The 17,956-nt window shown below is 65.9% G+C and carries 18 protein-coding genes; 9 read left to right on the top strand and 9 right to left on the bottom strand.

The window, feature by feature from the left end:
- Nucleotides 1-32 precede the first annotated feature (32 nt).
- A complete protein-coding gene (locus AC3WOH_RS07890; RefSeq protein ID WP_492228808.1) occupies nucleotides 33-554 on the bottom strand; it encodes a nucleoside deaminase in 522 nt (173 codons plus the stop codon).
- A complete protein-coding gene (locus AC3WOH_RS07895) occupies nucleotides 551-1,579 on the bottom strand; it encodes an ABC transporter substrate-binding protein (RefSeq protein WP_492229003.1) in 1,029 nt (342 codons plus the stop codon). The genes AC3WOH_RS07890 and AC3WOH_RS07895 overlap by 4 nt, the downstream gene beginning before the upstream one ends.
- A gap of 743 nt (nucleotides 1,580-2,322) precedes the next feature.
- Here AC3WOH_RS07895 and AC3WOH_RS07900 point away from each other — a divergent pair.
- A complete protein-coding gene (locus tag AC3WOH_RS07900; RefSeq protein ID WP_492229004.1) occupies nucleotides 2,323-3,267 on the top strand; it encodes an isopenicillin N synthase family dioxygenase in 945 nt (314 codons plus the stop codon).
- Between the two features lie 23 nt (nucleotides 3,268-3,290).
- Here the strand turns inward: AC3WOH_RS07900 and AC3WOH_RS07905 are convergent, their stop codons facing one another.
- From AC3WOH_RS07905 to AC3WOH_RS07925, 5 genes are all read right to left on the bottom strand, one after another.
- On the bottom strand, nucleotides 3,291-3,758 hold the full coding sequence (locus AC3WOH_RS07905; RefSeq protein WP_492228809.1) for a ribosomal protein L7/L12: 468 nt from the start codon (nucleotides 3,756-3,758) through the stop codon (nucleotides 3,291-3,293).
- Between the two features lie 100 nt (nucleotides 3,759-3,858).
- Nucleotides 3,859-4,260 (bottom strand): VOC family protein, encoded by a 402-nt coding sequence (locus AC3WOH_RS07910; protein WP_492228810.1) that lies wholly within the window; start codon nucleotides 4,258-4,260, stop codon nucleotides 3,859-3,861.
- Nucleotides 4,257-5,240 carry an isopenicillin N synthase family dioxygenase gene (locus tag AC3WOH_RS07915; protein ID WP_492228811.1) on the bottom strand — a complete coding sequence of 328 codons (984 nt, stop codon included), beginning with the start codon at nucleotides 5,238-5,240 and terminating at the stop codon, nucleotides 4,257-4,259. The genes AC3WOH_RS07910 and AC3WOH_RS07915 overlap by 4 nt, the downstream gene beginning before the upstream one ends.
- A gap of 14 nt (nucleotides 5,241-5,254) precedes the next feature.
- A complete protein-coding gene (locus AC3WOH_RS07920; RefSeq protein WP_492228812.1) occupies nucleotides 5,255-6,289 on the bottom strand; it encodes an ABC transporter substrate-binding protein in 1,035 nt (344 codons plus the stop codon).
- Nucleotides 6,290-6,590: 301 nt separating this feature from the next.
- Nucleotides 6,591-7,286, bottom strand: a complete 696-nt coding sequence (locus tag AC3WOH_RS07925) for a FadR/GntR family transcriptional regulator (protein WP_184856896.1) — start codon at nucleotides 7,284-7,286, stop codon at nucleotides 6,591-6,593.
- 266 nt (nucleotides 7,287-7,552) lie between these two features.
- Between AC3WOH_RS07925 and AC3WOH_RS07930 the strand changes: the two genes are divergently transcribed.
- From AC3WOH_RS07930 to AC3WOH_RS07965, 8 genes are read left to right on the top strand one after another with little or no spacing between them, the layout of a single operon-like run.
- Nucleotides 7,553-8,236, top strand: coding sequence for an amino acid ABC transporter permease (locus AC3WOH_RS07930; RefSeq protein ID WP_492228813.1), 684 nt, complete (start codon nucleotides 7,553-7,555; stop codon nucleotides 8,234-8,236).
- 13 nt (nucleotides 8,237-8,249) lie between these two features.
- The gene (locus AC3WOH_RS07935; RefSeq protein ID WP_492228814.1) at nucleotides 8,250-8,900 is read left to right on the top strand and encodes an amino acid ABC transporter permease; all 651 of its coding nucleotides are present in this window, start codon (nucleotides 8,250-8,252) and stop codon (nucleotides 8,898-8,900) included.
- Nucleotides 8,884-9,612 carry an amino acid ABC transporter ATP-binding protein gene (locus AC3WOH_RS07940; protein ID WP_492228815.1) on the top strand — a complete coding sequence of 243 codons (729 nt, stop codon included), beginning with the start codon at nucleotides 8,884-8,886 and terminating at the stop codon, nucleotides 9,610-9,612. Before AC3WOH_RS07935 ends, AC3WOH_RS07940 begins: the two co-directional genes overlap by 17 nt.
- A gap of 40 nt (nucleotides 9,613-9,652) precedes the next feature.
- Nucleotides 9,653-10,423, top strand: a complete 771-nt coding sequence (locus AC3WOH_RS07945; RefSeq protein ID WP_492228816.1) for a transporter substrate-binding domain-containing protein — start codon at nucleotides 9,653-9,655, stop codon at nucleotides 10,421-10,423.
- A 49-nt stretch (nucleotides 10,424-10,472) separates the two neighbouring features.
- Nucleotides 10,473-11,483, top strand: coding sequence for a zinc-binding alcohol dehydrogenase family protein (locus AC3WOH_RS07950; protein ID WP_492228817.1), 1,011 nt, complete (start codon nucleotides 10,473-10,475; stop codon nucleotides 11,481-11,483).
- Nucleotides 11,484-11,490: 7 nt separating this feature from the next.
- Nucleotides 11,491-12,633, top strand: coding sequence for a mannitol dehydrogenase family protein (locus tag AC3WOH_RS07955; RefSeq protein WP_492228818.1), 1,143 nt, complete (start codon nucleotides 11,491-11,493; stop codon nucleotides 12,631-12,633).
- Between the two features lie 43 nt (nucleotides 12,634-12,676).
- A complete protein-coding gene (locus tag AC3WOH_RS07960; protein WP_492228819.1) occupies nucleotides 12,677-14,218 on the top strand; it encodes a UxaA family hydrolase in 1,542 nt (513 codons plus the stop codon).
- On the top strand, nucleotides 14,218-15,177 hold the full coding sequence (locus AC3WOH_RS07965; protein ID WP_492228820.1) for a sugar kinase: 960 nt from the start codon (nucleotides 14,218-14,220) through the stop codon (nucleotides 15,175-15,177). The genes AC3WOH_RS07960 and AC3WOH_RS07965 overlap by 1 nt, the downstream gene beginning before the upstream one ends.
- Nucleotides 15,178-15,231: 54 nt before the next feature.
- Here the strand turns inward: AC3WOH_RS07965 and AC3WOH_RS07970 are convergent, their stop codons facing one another.
- Both AC3WOH_RS07970 and AC3WOH_RS07975 read right to left on the bottom strand, forming a co-directional pair.
- Nucleotides 15,232-16,263, bottom strand: a complete 1,032-nt coding sequence (locus AC3WOH_RS07970; protein ID WP_492228821.1) for a DEAD/DEAH box helicase — start codon at nucleotides 16,261-16,263, stop codon at nucleotides 15,232-15,234.
- Complete coding sequence (locus AC3WOH_RS07975; RefSeq protein ID WP_492228822.1) at nucleotides 16,248-17,819, bottom strand: ATP-dependent nuclease; 1,572 nt, start codon at nucleotides 17,817-17,819, stop codon at nucleotides 16,248-16,250. The genes AC3WOH_RS07970 and AC3WOH_RS07975 overlap by 16 nt, the downstream gene beginning before the upstream one ends.
- Nucleotides 17,820-17,956 lie beyond the last annotated feature (137 nt).

Raw genomic sequence — 17,956 nt, forward strand, 5'->3', positions numbered from 1 at the left:
TGACATGTATGCATGCCTTTCTGGGCCCGGCCTCAGGTTTTCCACGCGCCCTGGTGCGAGGTCGAGGATTCCTCGATCAACGCCGGCCCCACGCAGTCGATGGGATGGGGCGAACTGTTGAACACGTCGCGGCAGAACAGCTCGGCATCGCGCTGGTCCAGTCGCTCGCCGCGGAACACGCGCAAGCGCACCGCGTCGATGCCATAGACCACGCGCCCGATGTTGGCCCAGTAGATGGCGCCCGCGCACATCACGCAGGGCTCGGCCGACGAATACAGCGTGGCGCCCGCCAGGGCCTCGCGGCTGTGCACCGGGCTGGCCAGGCGCACGGCCGAGGTCTCGGCGTGCGCGGTGCAGTCGCCGTTCTCGCCCGTGGCGTTCCAGGCTTCGGCCAGCACCTGGCCGTCGGCCCCCACGATCAGGGCGCCAAACGGCCGGTTGCCGCGCGCGCGGGCCTTGTCGGCCAGGGCGATGGCCTGGCGCAGGTACTTGCCATCGCGCTCGTCCAGCGTGGCCTCCTGCGGCAGCAGGTCGGTGGTTGCGGCGCTGCTCATGCCACCACCTTGCGCTCGGCCAGGGCGGGCAGGAAGGCGGGGTTGAACACGCGCTCAGGCGCGGGCTTGCGCGCCAGGTTGAACACGGCCGTCACCTCCTCGATCTGGTGCGCCAGCACGGCACCCTGCACGCCGCCCAGGCCCACGGCCTGCGACTCGGCCGTCTGCAGGTACTGGCGCGTGATGGCCCAGCGCTCGCGCTCCACGTCCATGTTCAATATGGCCTCGCGCGCCTTGATGGCGGCAAATGCCGCCTCGGGGTTGGCCAGCGTCTCGCGCAGCGCGCGGTTGCTGGCGCGCAGAAACGCCTTGGCCACCTCGGGCTTCTCCTGCAGCAGCTTGCCGGCCAGCACGGCGTTGCCGTACAGGGCGAGGCCTGCCTTGTTGTATTCGAGCACCGACAGCTCCTTGGCCGGCACGCGCGCGAACAGCGACACGGCCGAGTCGTGGAAGTAGGTGGCGGCATCGACATCGCCGCGCACCACCACGTTGTCGCGTGCGCTGAAGTCGGTGGTCACCCAGTCGAACAGTTCGGGCCTGGTCTTGAGCGCACGGGCCACCATGGGCCAGCTGCGGCGTGTGGCCTCCACGGCGGCGGCCGCCACCTTCTTGCCCTTGAGCGACTGGAAGTCGGTGGTGATGCCCCGGTCCTTGCGGCCGATGATGACGAAGGGTGCGCGGTTGTAGTACTGGTAGATGGCCTGCACCGGCGTGTCGGCGTTCTGCGCGTGGAACTCGGCCAGCGAGCTGATGTCCCCCAGCCCGATGTCGTAGGCCCCGCTGGCCACGCGCGTGATCGAGGCGACCGAGCCCGCGCCCACGTCGATGCTCACGTCCAGGCCCTCGTCCTTGAAGTAGCCCTTGGCCTGCGCCAGGAAGAAGGGCGAGGTCTGGCTCGTCACACGGAAATCCAGCGTGAACTTGAGTGGGGTCAGCGTGCCCTGCGCATGCACCACGGCAGGGGCGCCCAGCGTGGCAGCGATGGAAGAGGCGAGGGTGGTCGAGAGAAAGCGGCGGCGTTGCAGCATCATGGCTAAGGCCCAGGTTCGGTGGAATGTCCCGGGCCCACAGGCGCGTGCCGCCGCAGGACCGGGTCGAACTGAGCAATTTCCGGGCGCCACCATCAAGAACGGGTGGCAGCGCTGAACGCTTCTACTCGGCAGGGGCTGATGCAGAAAGCGTGCCCGGTGCCGCAAAAGCGCTGCGCAGGGCTGTGCGCCAGGCCCCTTTTTGCCAGGGCCTTGCCTTGGCGCAAGCCGCTGCGGGGCTGTTTGTGCATCTTGCGCAAAAGGGCTGGCAAGCGCTGGGCACGCACCTGCGTTGCGCAGGCTTGGTGCGTTGGTGCCCTGGTTTGGTGAGCGTGCGGGCCCCAGCACTGCACGGCGCCGTGGCGCTTCCCTGTGGGGTGCCCGAATGTGCTGCTGGCCTGCCGTTTGCTAGCATCAGCCCTGAGAGTAGAAGCGTTCAGTCCAGCCCATCCGCATTGCGTGGACCGGCTGGCGGGTCATTGCTCTTGAAGCCGGTGGCGGCTTGCGTGCGGTGCGTGTGCCTGTTGAGGGCCTGCGCAGCCTGCGGGCCGTTGCCATTGTTCCCTTCAAGAGTCACATGGCGCCGTGCCGCTTCATTGCCAGCGGCCTGCCGTGTGCCTTGTTTTTGATCCAACGAGGAAACAGACACCATGCAGACCACCGCCGCAAACCCCGCCACCTCCGTTTACGAACCCACCGTTGCCCCCGACGTGCTGGGCGAGCTCGAAAAAGAATCGCGCATGGGCGGCGCGATGGACGGCGAGACCTCCACGCGCGAAGTGCGCCGCATCGACATATCGAACTTCGACGCGCGCAAGGAAGAAATCGCCGAGCAGCTGTGGGCCGCATCGGTCGACATCGGCTTCTTCCAGGTCACGAACCACGGCATCCCCATCGAAGACATCCGTGCCGCCTTCGCGCGCGCTGAGTCCTTCTTCGACCAGCCCAAGGACACCAAGGCCCAGTGGCCGCTGTCGCGCAACTCCGGCTGGGAGCACAAGGCGCAGATCCGCCCCTCCACGCGCACGCCCGACCAGAAAGAGTCCTACCAGGTCACGCGCCCGCGCATGGCCGGCTTGTGGCCCACCGAGGCCGAGCTGCCCGGCTTCCGGGCCGCCACGCTGGCCTTCGAGCACCAGTGCTGGGAGGTGGGCATGCGCCTGCTCTCGTGCTTTGCCTACAAGCTGGGCTTTGACGCCGACTTCTTCACCCGCGCCCACCAGCCCGATGTGCCCACCTACCAGAGCACGCTGCGCATGCTGCATTACTTTGCGGTGGACCCCGCGCTCAAGGACGAGCTGGGCCTGTGGCGCGCCGGCGCCCACACCGACTTCGACTGCCTCACCCTGCTGTTCCAGCGCCCCGGCCAGGGCGGCTTGCAGGTGCTGCCCGGCAAGGAGGCCGAAGGCCGCCAGTGGACCAGCGTGGAGCCGGCCGAAGGTGTGATCACCTGCAACATCGGCGACATGCTCATGCGCTGGAGCGACGACCAGTTGCCCAGCAACTTCCACCGCGTGCGCAACCCCCAGCCGCACGAATACCAGGGCGCGCGCTACAGCCTGGCCTTCTTCTGCCAGGCCAATGAAGATGCCGTCATCGAGGGCCCTGCCAAGAAGTACCCGCCCATCACCGGTGCCGAGTACCTGCGACAGCGCATCAGCGCGAACTTCTCGAACAAGTATTGATGGATGAGTGGGGCGGGGCTCAACTAACCCCCACCCCGCATCCAGAAGTACGCGTCCACCGCAATCGCCACCACCACGACCACCACGATCCAGTTGCCCATGCCGCCACTGGGTTGCTGGCCCGGCGAGAGCCCGGGGGCCACGGCACCCATGCCGATGGAGGCGGGCCCGGCCATGGACTGCTCGATCGCCTCGGCACGGTCCTTGGCCTCCTTGAGGCCCAGGCCTTCGTGGTCGCGCAGCAGGCGGATGGCCTCGATCTTGTTGCCCTCGGCCAGGGCCTGGCGCACCGCATCGGGCACATGCAAGGGCGCTTCGGCCTGTGTGGCCATCGATACGTTTTCTCCGGCCTGGTACGCGTCGATCAGGTCCTTGGCCTCCTTGAGGCCCAGGCCCGTGGCCACGCGCAGCCGCTTGATGGCCTCGATCACCTGGCCTTCGTCGAGCGAGGCCAGCACGTCGGGTGGCAGGAAGGGGCCGGCAGGGCGCATGGCAACACATCCTGGAAGTGGAGTCCGGCACGTTCTACCACGCCAGGGTGCGATTGGGCGCAGGCACGGGCTGCCTTTGCACTCCGTTGCATTGCGCTTTTCAGAGCTTGGCGCTGACCCTGAACACATTGTCCTCCGGGTCGGCCAGCACCGCCTGCCACTGGCCGTAGTAGGTGGCGTAGGGCGGCTTGATGAGCTGGCCGCCCAGGGCCACGGCATGGGTGCTCGCGGCGTCCACCGCCGCGCGCGTGTCCAGCATGAAGGTGGCGTAGCCTGTCACGCTGCGCGGCGGTGGCAGCGCCTCGTCGGGTCGGCGGTCGGCCAGGCCCAGCAGGGCATAGGCCTCGGGCGCGTTGAAGCCCAGCTGAAAGTATTCCGTCTCCACCGCGCGGTAGATGGGCGAGCGCGTTCCCTCGGCTTCGGGCAGCTGCAGCAGCGCCTGGTAAAAGCGCAGCTGCGCCTCGATGTCGCGGCACAGCAGGTTGAACCACAACTTGGTCATGCCATCACCGCCGCTGCCGGCTTGCTGTCCGCCAGGCCATAGGTCTTGCGGTACATCGCCTGCAAGTGTTCGCCCACCGTGCAGGGCTCATAGCGCGGCGCCTCGCCCGCGGGCACGCAGGTGGGCACGGGCACCACCTGCGCCTCGTAGTCCGGCGTGTAGAAGAAGGGAATGGAATGGCGTGCCGCCCCGCCGCTGTGCACATTGCGCACGCGGTGCGGGTTGGATCGGTACAGCCCATTCGTCCAGCGCGGAATCATGTCGCCCAGGTTCACCACCAGCGCATCCTCCACCGGCGTGGCGGCCACCCACTCGCCGCTGGGCAGCTTCACCTCCAGCCCGCCATGGCTGTCCTGCGCCAGCAGGGTGATGGCGCCCCAGTCCGTGTGCTCGCCGGCGCCAAAGGTCAGCGCATCGGCACCCTCGGGGTGCGGCGGGTAGCGCAGCAGGCGCAGCGTGAGCATGGGGCTCGCGTGCGTGTGGTCGAAGTAGTCCTCGGGCAGGTGCAGCGACAGCGCCAGCAGCTGCATCAGCCGCAGCGCCAACTGCTGCATGGCTGCGATATAGGTGCGGCACTGGTCACCCAGTTCGGGCAGCTCGGCGGGCCACTGGTTGTGGCCGTAGGAATGGTAGCCACGCTGCACATAGGGGTGGTCGGCCGCATAGTCCAGCCCGCAGTAAAAGCTCTCTTTGAGGTCCGGCCGTGCGCCTGCGTCCAGCGTTTGGCCACCCAGGCTCTCGTAGCCGCGCATCGAGGGGGATTGGTGCAGCGAAATCGCCTCCTTGCCCGCCAGCGGCAGGTCGAAGAACTGCTGCACCAGCGCGAACTGGCGCGCAATCAGCGCCTGCGGCACACCGTGGTTGCGCACATAGAAGAAGCCCGGACCCATGCAGGCCTGGCGCAACTCGGCGGCTACCTCGGCGCTGCGGCCAGCGCCGAACTGCAGCGCCCCGGTCAGGTCGATGAGGGGGATGCCCATGGCGATTCCCCCACTCAGGCCTTGAGCTTGCGGTCGGCCGCCGCGGGCAGAAAGCGGTCGCTCCAGATGTCGGCCACCGCCAGGCTGGTCTTGAGGCCAAAGGCCGCCACCGTCTCGTCGATGGTGGCCTGCAGGCGCGCTGGCGTGGCGGCGCCCCAGCCGTTGGCCTGGGTTTCGGCGGTCTTCATGGTGCCATCCACGATGAGCTGCAGGCGTTCGAGCTCGATGGCCTCGTTGGCCAGCGGCTCGCGCGCCTTGATGGCGGCGGCGCCCGCCTTGGGGTCGGCCATGGCCTCGGTCCAGCCGCGCGTGGTGGCCTTCACAAAGGCTTTCATCGCGTCGGGCGCGTCCTGCATGGCCTTGGGGTTGGCGATCAGGCCGTTGCCGTACGACTTCATGCCAAAGTCCGAGAAGCGGAACACCGTGAGCTGCTCGGGCCCCATGCCGCGCGCCTTGAGGTTGAGCAGGCCGGTGAAGAAGAAATACGCCGCCGCGTCGAAGTCGCCTTTCACGAAGCGCGTATCGCCGATGTCCGGTGCCACGTTCTCCCACTTCACGCCGCTGGCATCGAAGCCCTGGGCCTTGGCGAACACTGGGAACAGCTTGCGCGAGGCATTGAAGGGCTGGCCCAGAATGGTCTTGCCCGCCAGGTCGCCGGGCTTCTTGATGGCGCCGTCCTTGCGCACCATCACCGCGTTGGGGTTCAGGTCGTACTGAATGGCCACGGCCGCCAGCCTGGCTGCCGGGTTGGCGGTGTTGAACTCGATCATGGTCGCCAGGTCGGCCGATGCCACGTCGTAGGCGCCGCTGGCCACCAGGCTGATGGCCGACGCCGAGCCATTGCCCGTGTCGATGGCCACGTCCAGCCCCGCATCCTTGTAGTAGCCGCGCTGCTGCGCGAGCAGAAAGCCCGCGCCCGAGGCCTCGATCTTCCAGCCCAGGTTGAACTTGAACTTGTGCAGGCTGCCCTGGCCGAATGCCAGGGGTGCAGCAGCACCGACAAAGGCAGCGGCACCGGCCGCGCGCAGAAGGGAACGACGCTTCATCATGATGGCACTCCGTCAGTCACAGGTGGTTGGTCGGAACAAACCGGTGTGCCAGCAGGGCGGGTGCGGGGCGGTGATGGGCGATGAATGAACGAACGAACTGAACCGGTGCACCCGCGCGCTTGAAGACACAGCCGGCGCCCATGCAGGTGCACGGGCAGCGGTCTTCAAGAGCAATTTCCGGACGCAGCGCCCCGCGCGGCACCGGGGCGGTGCAGGCGCGGTCCACCACGGTGAACGCTTCTACTCTTGCGGGGGAGTCAGTGCAACAAGCGTGCCATTCGAGGCACAGCCGGCCTGGCGGTCAGGGCATCACCCACCGATCTGCGGCGGCGCGGATGTGCGAGCGCATCGCCGCCTCGGCCGCCAGCGGGTCGCGCGCCTGCAGGCAGCGCAGGATCTCGTCGTGCTCGGCCACCGCCTCGTCCCAGGTGGGCTGGCCTTCCAGGCGGTTGCGCATGTGGCTGGCCAGCGGGCCGCCGCGCTCGTCGAACAGCGTGCCCACCAGGCTGGTGAGCACCGAGTTGCCCGCCATCTCGGCAATGCGCACGTGGAACTGGCGGTCATGCGCCATCACGTCGCGGCCGGCCGCGATGTCGGCGCGCATGGCGTCGATGCTCTCCTGCACGCGCGCCAGGCCCTGGGGCGTGGCGTTCACGCAGGCCATCACGATGACCGCACCCTCCAGCGCACCGCGCGCCTGCATCAGCTCGGCCGGGCTCTCGCCCATCGACGGCGGCAGCGGCGTGCGGCGCAGGGCGCGGCTGCACACGTACACGCCCGATCCCATGCGGATCTCCACGCTGCCCTCGATCTCCAGCGCAATCAGCGCCTCGCGCAGCGAGGGGCGCGACACCCCGAGCTGCTGCGCCAGGTCGCGCTCGGGCGGCAGGCGGCTGCCCTCCTTGTAGTTGCCCTGCTGGATCAGGGCGCGCACCTTGTCCGCGATCAACTGGTACAGGCGGCGGGAGGAGTCCACGGATTTGGCAACGTCGTTCATCGAATGCGGATAAGGCAGTAACGCTGGAATTGGTCAGATCAGGTGGTCTGACCAAAGTTGAGGATTCTGCTGGGTTTTGGATTATTTGAAGTGGCTGAAACCGCCATTTCCCTCTGTGAGGCGATTGTCGGCGGGCCCGCAAACCCACCGACTAGGGGTTAACCCGGTAAGGCCAATTTGAAACGTGTTGTTCAATTGGCCTTACCAGAGATTGACTGGACTGACTAGGCGAAGACAACGCCCCAGTCCGCAGCCGGACTCCCACCTTGAATTACTCCTTCGATTTCTCCGCGCCGCTGGCCTACTGGCCAGACCTGCTGGCAGGTGCGTGGACCACGTTGACGCTGTCCCTGGCGTCCACCTTCTTCGGCTTCCTGCTCGGCGTGTTCTGCGCGCTGGCCAACACCGGGCGCAGCAAGTGGCTGGCCCGCGTGGCAGGCGCCTACATCGAGATCATCCGCAACACGCCCTTGCTGGTGCAGGTGTTCATCGTCTACTTCGGCCTGTCGTCCATGGGCTTCCAGGTGGGGGCGTTCACCGCCGCCACCGTGGCCCTGGTGGTCAACGTGGGCGCCTACACCAGCGAGATCGTGCGCGCCGGCATCGAGTCCATCCCCAAGAGCCAGCTCGAAGCCGCCGACTGCCTGGGCCTCACGCGCTGGCAGATGCTGCGCCACGTGGTGCTGCCGCCCGCCATCGAGCGCGTGTTCCCCGCCCTCACCAGCCAGTACGTGCTGCTCATGCTGGCCTCGTCCATCTGCTCGCAGATCTCGGCCGAGGAGCTCACCGCCGTGGCCAACCGGGTGCAGTCCGACACCTTCCGCTCGGTGGAGACCTACCTCATCGTCGCCGTCGCCTACCTGGGCATGTCGCTCGTCATGCGCGCCGTGTTCTGGCTGGTGGGCCTGATCGCCTTCCCGCGCCGCCGCCGCCTGGGCACCCCTCTGTAAAGGACCGCGTGCCATGGGCTTCCTGACTGCTGCGCACCTGCAATTCCTGCTCGACGGCCTGCTGTGGACCGTGGGGCTCTCCCTCATCGCCTTCGCGGGCGGCGGCCTGCTGGGCTTCCTGGTCGCGTTGGGCTCGTCCTACGGCCCGCGCTGGTCGCGTTTCGGGGTGGGGCTGTACATCAAGCTCATCCAGGGCACGCCGCTCCTGGTGCTGCTGCCGCTGGCCTACTTCGGCCTGCCGGCCATGGGCCTGAACATCGCGCCGCTCACCGCAGCGGGCCTGGCGCTGTCGATCTACGTATCGGCCTACCTGGGCGAGATCTGGCGCGGCTGCATCGAATCGGTGCCCCGCACCCAGGCCGAGGCCGCCGAATGCCTGGCCCTGCGCTGGCACCAGCGCGTGTGGCACGTCATCCTGCCCCAGGCCGTGAAGATCGCCACCCCGCCCACCGTGGGCTTCATGGTGCAGATCGTCAAGAACACCTCGCTGGCCTCGGCCATCGGTTTCGTGGAGCTGGCCCGCGCGGGCCAGATCATCAACAACTCCACTTTCGAGCCCTTCGTCATCTTCGTGATCGTGGCGGCCCTGTACTTCGCCCTGTGTTATCCGCTGTCGGTGCTCAGCCGCCGCCTGGAAAGGAGCTTCCATGTCGCCCATCGTTGAAATCCAGAACATCTCCAAGTGCTTCGGCAGCAACCGGGTGCTCGAAGACGTCTCCTTCACCGTCAAGAAGGGCTCGGTCGTGGCCATCATCGGCCAGAGCGGCTCGGGCAAGAGCACGGCGCTGCGCTGCATCGACCGCCTGGAAACCGTGGACTCCGGCCACATCCGCGTCTGCGGCCATGAAGTCACCGGCCCCAGCCTGGACCTGCACCAGCTGCGCCGCGATGTGGGCATCGTGTTCCAAAGCTACAACCTGTTCCCTCACCTCACGGTGCAAGAGAACATCATGTTGGCCCCGCGCCTGGTGCAAAAGGTCAACAAGGTCACGGCGCGCGAACGAGCGCTTGCCGTGCTGGCCCAGGTGGGCCTGTCCGAAAAGGCCGACATGTACCCCTCGCAGCTCTCGGGCGGGCAGCAGCAGCGCGTGGCCATTGCCCGCTCGCTGGCCATGCAGCCGCAGCTCATGCTGTTCGACGAAGTCACCTCGGCGCTCGACCCACAGCTCACCGGCGAAGTGCTGCGCGTGATGGAAAAGCTCGCCGAAGGCGGCATGACCATGATCCTCGTCACGCACGAAATGGCCTTCGCCCGCAAGGTGGCCGACGAGGTCATCTTCATGCACAAGGGCCGCGTGTGGGAGCAGGGCCCGCCTTCCATCCTCGATACGCCCGCCACGACGGAATTGCGCGACTTTGTCGGCAATGGTCTTTGATCCTTCCCCTTCCTCTCAACACCACAACGGAGACAAATCCATGAACAAGCGTTCCCTTCTGATCCGCAGCGCCATCGCCTCTGCCGCGCTGCTGGCCTTTGGCGCCGGCACGGCCCATGCCGACCTGCTCAAGGACATCCGCGATGCCAAGAAGATCCGCATCGCGCTGGACACGGGATCGCCACCCTACGGCTTCGTCGACGCGAACATGAAGGCCGTGGGCTCCGACGTGGAAACCGCCCACCTGCTGGCGCAGGACCTGGGCGTGGCCATCGAAGTGGTGCAGACCACCAGCCCCAACCGCATCCCCTTCCTGCAGACCGGCAAGGCCGACATCGTGGTCGCCTCGCTGTCGGTGACGCCCGAGCGCGAAAAGGTCGTCGACTTCTCCGTGCCCTACGCCCAGATCCTGGCCGTGGTCGCCGCACCCAAGGGCGTGCAGATCAACGGCTTTGACGACCTCAAGGGCAAGCGCGTGGCCACCACCCGCGGCTCCAACAACGACAAGGTCGTGACCACCGGCGCCAAGGACGCACAGATCGTGCGCTACGACGACGACGCCACCCTGGTCACCGCAGCCGTCAGCGGCCAGGCCGACATCATCGCCACCTCGCCCGCCATCGTGAGCACCGTGCTCGCCAAGGCCCCGCAAAAGGACATGGTCACCAAGTTCACCATGTCCACCGTGCCCCTGGGCATCGGCCTGCGCAAGAACGAGCCCGAGCTCAAGGCCTGGCTCAACGACTGGATCACCAAGAACACCGCCAACGGCAAGCTGCCGGCCATTTACAAAAAGTACCACGGCAACTGAGCCGCGGACTTCGCTGCCCCCTTCACCCGCTACTACCCCTGGAACCACCATGCTGACCGTGATCTGTGAAACCCCTGGCACCCTGCGCGCCGAGCAACGCGAGCGCCCCGTGCGCGGCGAAGGCGAAGTGCTGCTGCGTGTCAAGCGCGTGGGGGTGTGCGGCACCGACCTGCACATCTTCACCGGCAACCAGCCGTTCCTGCAGTACCCGCGTGTGATGGGGCATGAACTCTCGGGCGTGATCGAAGAGCCCGTGCCCGGCGGCCGCCTGGCCAAGGGCGACGTGGCCTACGTCATGCCCTACCTGTCGTGCGGCACCTGCGTGGCCTGCCGCCAGGGCAAGACCAACTGCTGCGTCAACATCCAGGTGCTGGGCGTGCACCGCGACGGCGCGTTTACCGAATACCTTGCGCTGCCCGAAGCCTTCGTGCACAAGGCCGAGGGCGTCACCCTCGACCAGGCCGCCATGGTGGAGTTCCTGGCCATCGGCGCGCACGCCGTGCGCCGCGGCAACGTGCAGCCCGGCCAGCGCGTGCTGGTGGTGGGCGCCGGCCCCATCGGCATGGCCGCCATGATCTTCGCCCGCCTGCGCGGCGCCGAGGTCACTGCCATCGACGGCCGCCAGGACCGCGTGGACTTCTGCCGCCGCGAACTGGGCGTGGCCCACGCCGTGACGCTGGGCGAAGGCGATGTGGACCAGCTCTCCAAGGTCACCCATGGCGAGTTCTTCGACCAGGTGTTCGACGCCACCGGCAACGCCAAGGCCATCGAGCGCGGCTTCGGCTTTGTGGCGCACGGCGGCACCTATGTGCTGATCTCGGTGGTGCGCGACACCATCACCTTCTCCGACCCCGAATTCCACAAGCGCGAGACCACGCTGCTGGGCAGCCGCAACGCCACCACCGAAGACTTCGAAACCGTGATCGCCGCCATGCGCGAGGGCAAGGTGCCCACCGCCGCGCTCAACACGCACCGCATGGCGCTGGCCGACGTGCCCACGGACTTTGAACAACTGCTCGACCCCGCGCGCGGCGTGGTGAAGGCCATCGTCGAAGTCTGATCCGCATATGACGCAACCCATCCTCCAGTTCGGCACCAGCCGCTTCCTGCAGGCCCACGTGGACCTGTTCGTCTCCGAGGCGCTGGCCGGGGTGGCGGGCGCGGGCGACGCGCTGGGCGGCATCACCGTGGTGCAGACCACCGACCGTGCCGACGGCGCAGCCCGCATCGCGGCGCTGGCCGCAGGCGGCGGCTACCCCGTGCGCATCCGCGGCCTCTCGGGCGGCGAGCGCATCGACCGCACCGTGCAGTGCCTGGCCGTCAAGGAGGCCTGGCAGGCATCCACCCACTGGGCCGAGCTCAAGGCCGCCGTGGCCGGCAAGGTGCGCGTCATCGTCTCCAACACGGCCGACAAGGGCTACCTGCTCGACGAGCGCGACGGCCCTGGCGCGCTGGCCGAAGGCGCCGCCGTGCCCCACAGCTTTCCCGCCAAGCTGCTGGTGCTGTTGCACGGCCGCTGGCAGGCCGCCCCTGCTGCAGAGCTGACCCTGCTGCCCTGCGAACTCATCGAGCGCAACGGCGAAGTGCTGCGCGACTTGGTGCTGGGCCTGGCGCGCCAGTGGCAACTGCCTGTGGAGTTCACCCACTGGCTGCAGGCGCATTGCGTGTGGGCCAACTCGCTGGTAGACCGCATCGTGTCCGAAGCCATCGAGCCCGTGGGTGCCGTGGCCGAGCCCTATGCCGTGTGGGTGATAGAGCGCCAGGCGCGCCTGCAGCTGCCCTGCACGCACCCCAGCATCGTGCTCACCGACGACCTGGCCTTTTACGAACGTCTCAAGCTCTTCTTGCTCAACGCCGCCCACACCTTCCTGGCCGAGCGCTGGCAGCGTGACGCCCACCCCGCCACCCTCACCGTGCGCGAAGCCATGGCCAACCCTGCGCTGCGCGCCGAGGTCGAGGCCCTGTGGGCCGACGAGATCCTGCCCGTGTTCAGCACCCTGGGCGTGGCCGCGCGTGCGCAGGCCGACGCCTACCTGGTGGACGTGCGCGAGCGCTTCGAGAACCCCTTTCTCGACCACCGCATCGCCGACATCGCCCAGAACCACGCGCAGAAGAAGGAACGCCGCCTGGGCCCCATCGTCGCGCTGGCCGAAAAGAACGCTCCCCACCTGGCCCAGCCGCGCCTGAAAGCGGCCCTGGCCTCCTCCTGAACAACGACGAACCGCAGCGGCCCCCGGCCGTGCGGCCCCGACGATGAACACCGCAACCACCCCCACTCCCCCCCTGGCCTTGCAGCTCAGCACGGCCGACAACGTGGCCGTGGCCCGCCAGGCGCTGGCCGCCGGCACCACGCTGCAGGTTGGCGGCCACAGCGTCACGCTGGCCGAGCCCATTGCCTCGGGCCACAAGTTCGCGCTGCTGCCCATTACGGCCGGCGCCCAGGTGCTCAAGTACGGCCAGGGCATCGGCATTGCCACGGCGGCCATCGCCCCCGGCCAGCATGTGCACGTGCACAACGTGGGCATGGCCGAGTCCGTGCATGAACACACTGCCGGCACCGGCTACCGCGCCACGCAGCAGGCCGCGCAGGCCCGCACCTTCGACGGCTATGTGCGCAGCGATGGCCGCGTGGCTACGCGCAACTACCTGGGCGTTATTGCCAGCGTCAACTGCTCGGCCACCGTGTGCCGCCACATTGCCGACGCCTTCAAGGGCGAGGCGCTGGCCGCCTTTCCCAACGTGGACGGCGTGGTCGCCATCACCCACGGCAGCGGCTGCGGCATGGGCGGCAATGGCGAAGGGCTGGAGCTGCTGCAGCGCACCCTGCGCGGCTACGCCAACCACCCCAACTTCGCCGGCGTGCTGGTCATCGGCCTGGGCTGCGAGGTCAACCAGATCGCCCCGCTGGTGGAGACGCTCACCGCACGCTCGCCCGGCATGTTCGCCACCCTCACCATCCAGGACGAAGGCGGCACGCGCGAGACCATTGCCGCCGGCAAGGACATCCTGGCCGGCATGCTGCAGCAGGCCAACCAGGCCCAGCGCCAGGCCGTGCCCCTGTCGCACCTGGCCGTGGGCCTGCAGTGCGGCGGGTCTGACGGCTACTCCGGCATCAGCGCCAACCCCGCGCTGGGCGCGGCGGTGGACTTGCTGGTGCAGCATGGCGGCACCGCCATCCTGTCCGAAACGCCCGAGATCTATGGTGCCGAGCACTTGCTCACCCACCGCGCCGCATCGCCCGCCGTGGCCGACAAGCTGCTCAAGCGCCTGGCCTGGTGGGAGGGCTATGCCGCCCTGCACGGCGGCGACCTGAACAACAACCCATCGCCCGGCAACAAGGCCGGCGGCATCACCACCATCCTCGAAAAATCGCTGGGTGCCGTGGCCAAGGCCGGCTCCACCGGCCTCATGGACGTGCTCGAATACGCCGAGCCCGTGCGCAGCCACGGCCTGGTGTTCATGGACACACCGGGGTACGACCCCGTGTCCGCCACCGGCCAGGTGGCCGGCGGCGCCAACCTCATCTGCTTTACCACCGGGCGCGGCTCCACCTACGGCTGCAAGCCCACGCCCTCGCTCAAGCTGGCCACCAACACGCCCATGTTCACGCGCATGTCGCTCGACATGGACTTTGACTGCGGCGGCATCGTCGACGGCCGCGAAAGCATTGCCGAGGCCGGCCGGGCCCTGTTCGAGCTGATGATCGCCACCGCATCGGGCCAGCGCAGCAAGAGCGAAGACAACGGCCTGGGCGACAACGAATTTTTGCCCTGGCAACTGGGCGCGGTGATGTGATGACGACGACGACCACCCAGCAACAAAACCTGCCGCCCCTGGATGCGATCACCGTGGGCGAGCCCATGGCCCTGTTCATGGCCCTGCAGCCCGGCGAACTGCACGCCGTGCCCGACTTCCGCCGCGTCGCCGCCGGGGCCGAGCTCAACGTGGCCACCGGCCTGGCCCGCCTGGGCCTGCGCACCGGCTACATCACACGCCTGGGCAACGACTCGTTCGGCAACTTCCTGCGCGGCGTGCTCGCGCACGAAGGCATCGACGCGCGCTATGTGGTGGCCGACGCCGCCCACCCCACGGGCTTCATGCTCAAGACCCGTGCCGACGACGGCAGCGACCCGCAGATCGAATACTTCCGCAAGGGCTCGGCCGCCAGCCACCTCAGCGTGGCCGATGCACCCGTGGGCACTTTCCCTGCGCGCCACCTGCACCTCACCGGCATCACCCCCGCACTGTCGCCCACCACGCGCGAGCTGGCCTTTCACCTGGCAACGCAGGCCCGCGCGGCCGGCGCCTCCATCTCGTTCGACCCCAACCTGCGCCCCCGCCTGTGGCCTTCGCCCGAGGCCATGGCCGAATGCATCAATGCCCTGGCCGCACTCTGCGACACCGTGCTCCCCGGCCTGGCCGAAGGCCGCCAGCTCACCGGCCGCCACACGGCCGAAGACATTGCCGCCTTCTACCTGGAGCGCGGCGCCCAGCAGGTCGTCGTCAAGCTCGGGCCTGAGGGCGCGTACTACGCCCAGCGCGACGGTGCATCGGGCCTCGCGCCCGGCCTGCGCGTGAAGCGCGTGGTGGATACCGTGGGCGCTGGCGATGGGTTTGCGGTGGGCGTTGTCAGTGGCTTGCTCGAAGGCCTTACCCTGGCCCAGGCGGCGGCCCGTGGCAATGCCATCGGCGCGCGCGTGGTGCAGTTTCCGGGGGATGCGGATGGGTTGCCTACGCGGGCGGAGTTGGGGTGAGGTGGGTGACCACTAAGAGGTGATAGCCAAATCAATAAACGATAGCGGAAGCCGCTAGCCGGTTTTGTAGGTTTTGAGAAGGGATTCCGGGATCAAGGTCAGGTTACCGCGTGCACGCGAACACGCAACATACAGCTTGTTCCGCGTTCCGGGATTGATGTCCTTGAACCCGCCTTTCTTCCATGCCGCTACATTGCCAGGGTTCAGAGCCACCACCACATCACCATACCTGTCCATCCCCTTGGATGCCCCCCAGTTCTGGGAGTAGCACCCAAACTTGTGGTGCTCCTGGTAGAAGAGCTTGACGACGCTGTTGTCCTCGTAGAGCGCCCGCACTGCATCCGGGTCATCCACATAGCGCACCGTTGATTCGCGGGCATTGCTGGCTTCGATGGCAATCCCAATCTTTTCCGTGATGAAGTCACAGACGCTTTTGCTGCATCTGTGGCTTACCTTCAGGCTGGTCGTGTCTACGCCGATCTTGGCCTTCTTGAAACGGGCCTGATATTCCACATAGTCGTCGTGTAACCTCGCATTGACGGGGCCATCGCGGCTAGTGTCGTAGGTGTGCTGAAAGAAGTCCCCAACGAAATCGCACTGCACTTTGGCCGCGCTGATCTCCATAAGGAAGTTGAAATCGTTGCCTCCAAAATCCTGGACCTCGTCCACGAAGAAGACATCGAAATACTTTTCAATGCGTGCAATCACTGCGGGCATTAGCTTCGATTGCTCAATCAACTTCGCGAGCCTGTTTGCATAGAGCCGCTTTCCCGCTGTCATGTAGCGACGGTCCTGCGACAAGCTGAAACGGGGAAGGAGCGGCGGCAAGCCGAATGTCACGCCTCTGGTCTTCTTCTCAGAGCGGAGAAAAGGGCGATAGCAGAAGCTGTGGAGAAACCGGAAATAGGTGTAGAGCTTGACGTTTGCAGGGAAGTAACCAAAGCGCGCAATGATCTTCTGACGCAAGTTCTCCCGGTTCGCATCCGTATAGGTCACGATCAGGAAGCGTGTCTCCTCATCCAGATTTTGAACCAGACGGGAGGTTTTCCCGGAGCCCGCGACAGCGAAAGTTACTCTCTTATCCATTCCACCGCCTGCTTGATGTAAGCCGGCACGGCCAGCTCCGCGCCCTTTTTCTCCAGCAAGGTGAACGCCGCATCAGTCTTGTTCTTCAACATCCACTCTTCGACAGAAAGCGTGCGCCGACCTGCGGCGAATTGCGCCTCGCACAAGGCCTTGTTGTCCTGGTACATGCAGACTTCAAAGCTGTGCCGCGCATTGTCAGAATCGGCAAAGATCTTGATCGATGCTGCCAAGTGGCCCGTGTAGTTCTCGACGCAGTTGACCTGATAGTCACGGTCATTGTCACGGATGACGGCCACGCGGATGTTCAGGAGCTCTGCCAGTTCCAGGTAGCGCTTGAAGCTGGTGCCATCCACAGAGATGACGTGAACGCCGTCACTGTCCGTGCTTGCACCCGGCGCACTGTTTTTGTAGAGCGCATCCATCAGGATGAATTCCGCATCACCCTCCACAAGGATCGTCTTCTTGCATAGCGCTAGCTCAAGAACGTTGTTGTCCGGGGCCTTCATGAAGAACTCAGCAGTCTCCTTGCTAAGACTCTTCAGTGAGGCCGGCTTTGAAGGTGTCTCTTCGCTCAGGATCTGCACGTTCTTGAGATTGAGCCGTGTCGCGATGAAGCTGCTATGGGTCGCGATGAAGAGTTGCTTCTTGCGGGAATCCCTGATGCGCTCGATGAGCTTGCGCATGTGAACATGGCTCAAATGGTTCTCTGGCTCTTCGAGGAGGAGAACGTCAAGCGCATGTTCGCGGTCACGAAGCGCGAACTCCGTCTTGATGAAGCACTGCCGGCCCTTGCCCTTGCTGTCAATCGGGATGTCACCTTCCGTGATGATGATGTCCGTCTCAATGCTGGCCTTCGGGCTGGTCCGCACATCGAATTTGTAAATGTCGAGCGGATCGTTCATCTCCTTCAGGATGTCGTCTCTGAACTTGAGCTTTGCGCGCCGATACTCGAAGCCATGAAGGTTGCGCTCAACCACGCTCGCATGCGCCGCATACATTGAACGGGTGTACTCGCGGGTTGCGTACTCGTTGTTGATCTGCGCGCTGTCGATGAGCAGATGCTTGAATGGCTTCTTGTGCGGAAAGATTGCTTCGTCCGTAAAGGTCAGAAACTGAATGCCGTAGTATTCGAAGGGGAAGCTGTCATGAGGGCCGTCCAGGATCTCCTTGATCTGCTTCGTGTAGTCCTCAACAGGCTTGCATTCCAGCTTCATGCCCAGAGCGTCAATGCCCTTGCTATTGTTCCGACCATCCAGATCAGGGTCAGCCACACCGTCGAAGTAGACCTCGATCACCAGCTCCGGCAGGTCTTCGATCTTTCGAGGGGTCTTGGCCAGGAATTCGGCGATGCAGTCAACGTTGAAGAGGGTCTCCAAACCCAATGCCTCAACCTTTGAGCGACTAGCACTAAGGACAATGTCCAGCGCCTGAAGGACTGAGCTTTTTCCGGCTTCGTTGCCGCCGACAAGAATGTTCAGCTCAGGATCAAAATCGAGTTCAAGCGTCTTGAAACGCTTGAAGTTTTTCAGCACCAGCTTCTTGACTGTCCCCACCATAAGCCCCTCCTACTTGAACCGTGTTCATTGAGTCCTGAAAGCTTAGCGTGTGGTCTCGGCCTTGAGAATCCAGAAATTGCAGGCCATGCACAGGGGAAGAGGGGGATGAAGGCTGTTTCCCCCGTCAGGCCTATGAA

It is taken from the genome of Acidovorax sp. FW305-C-20-28 (assembly GCF_058783375.1).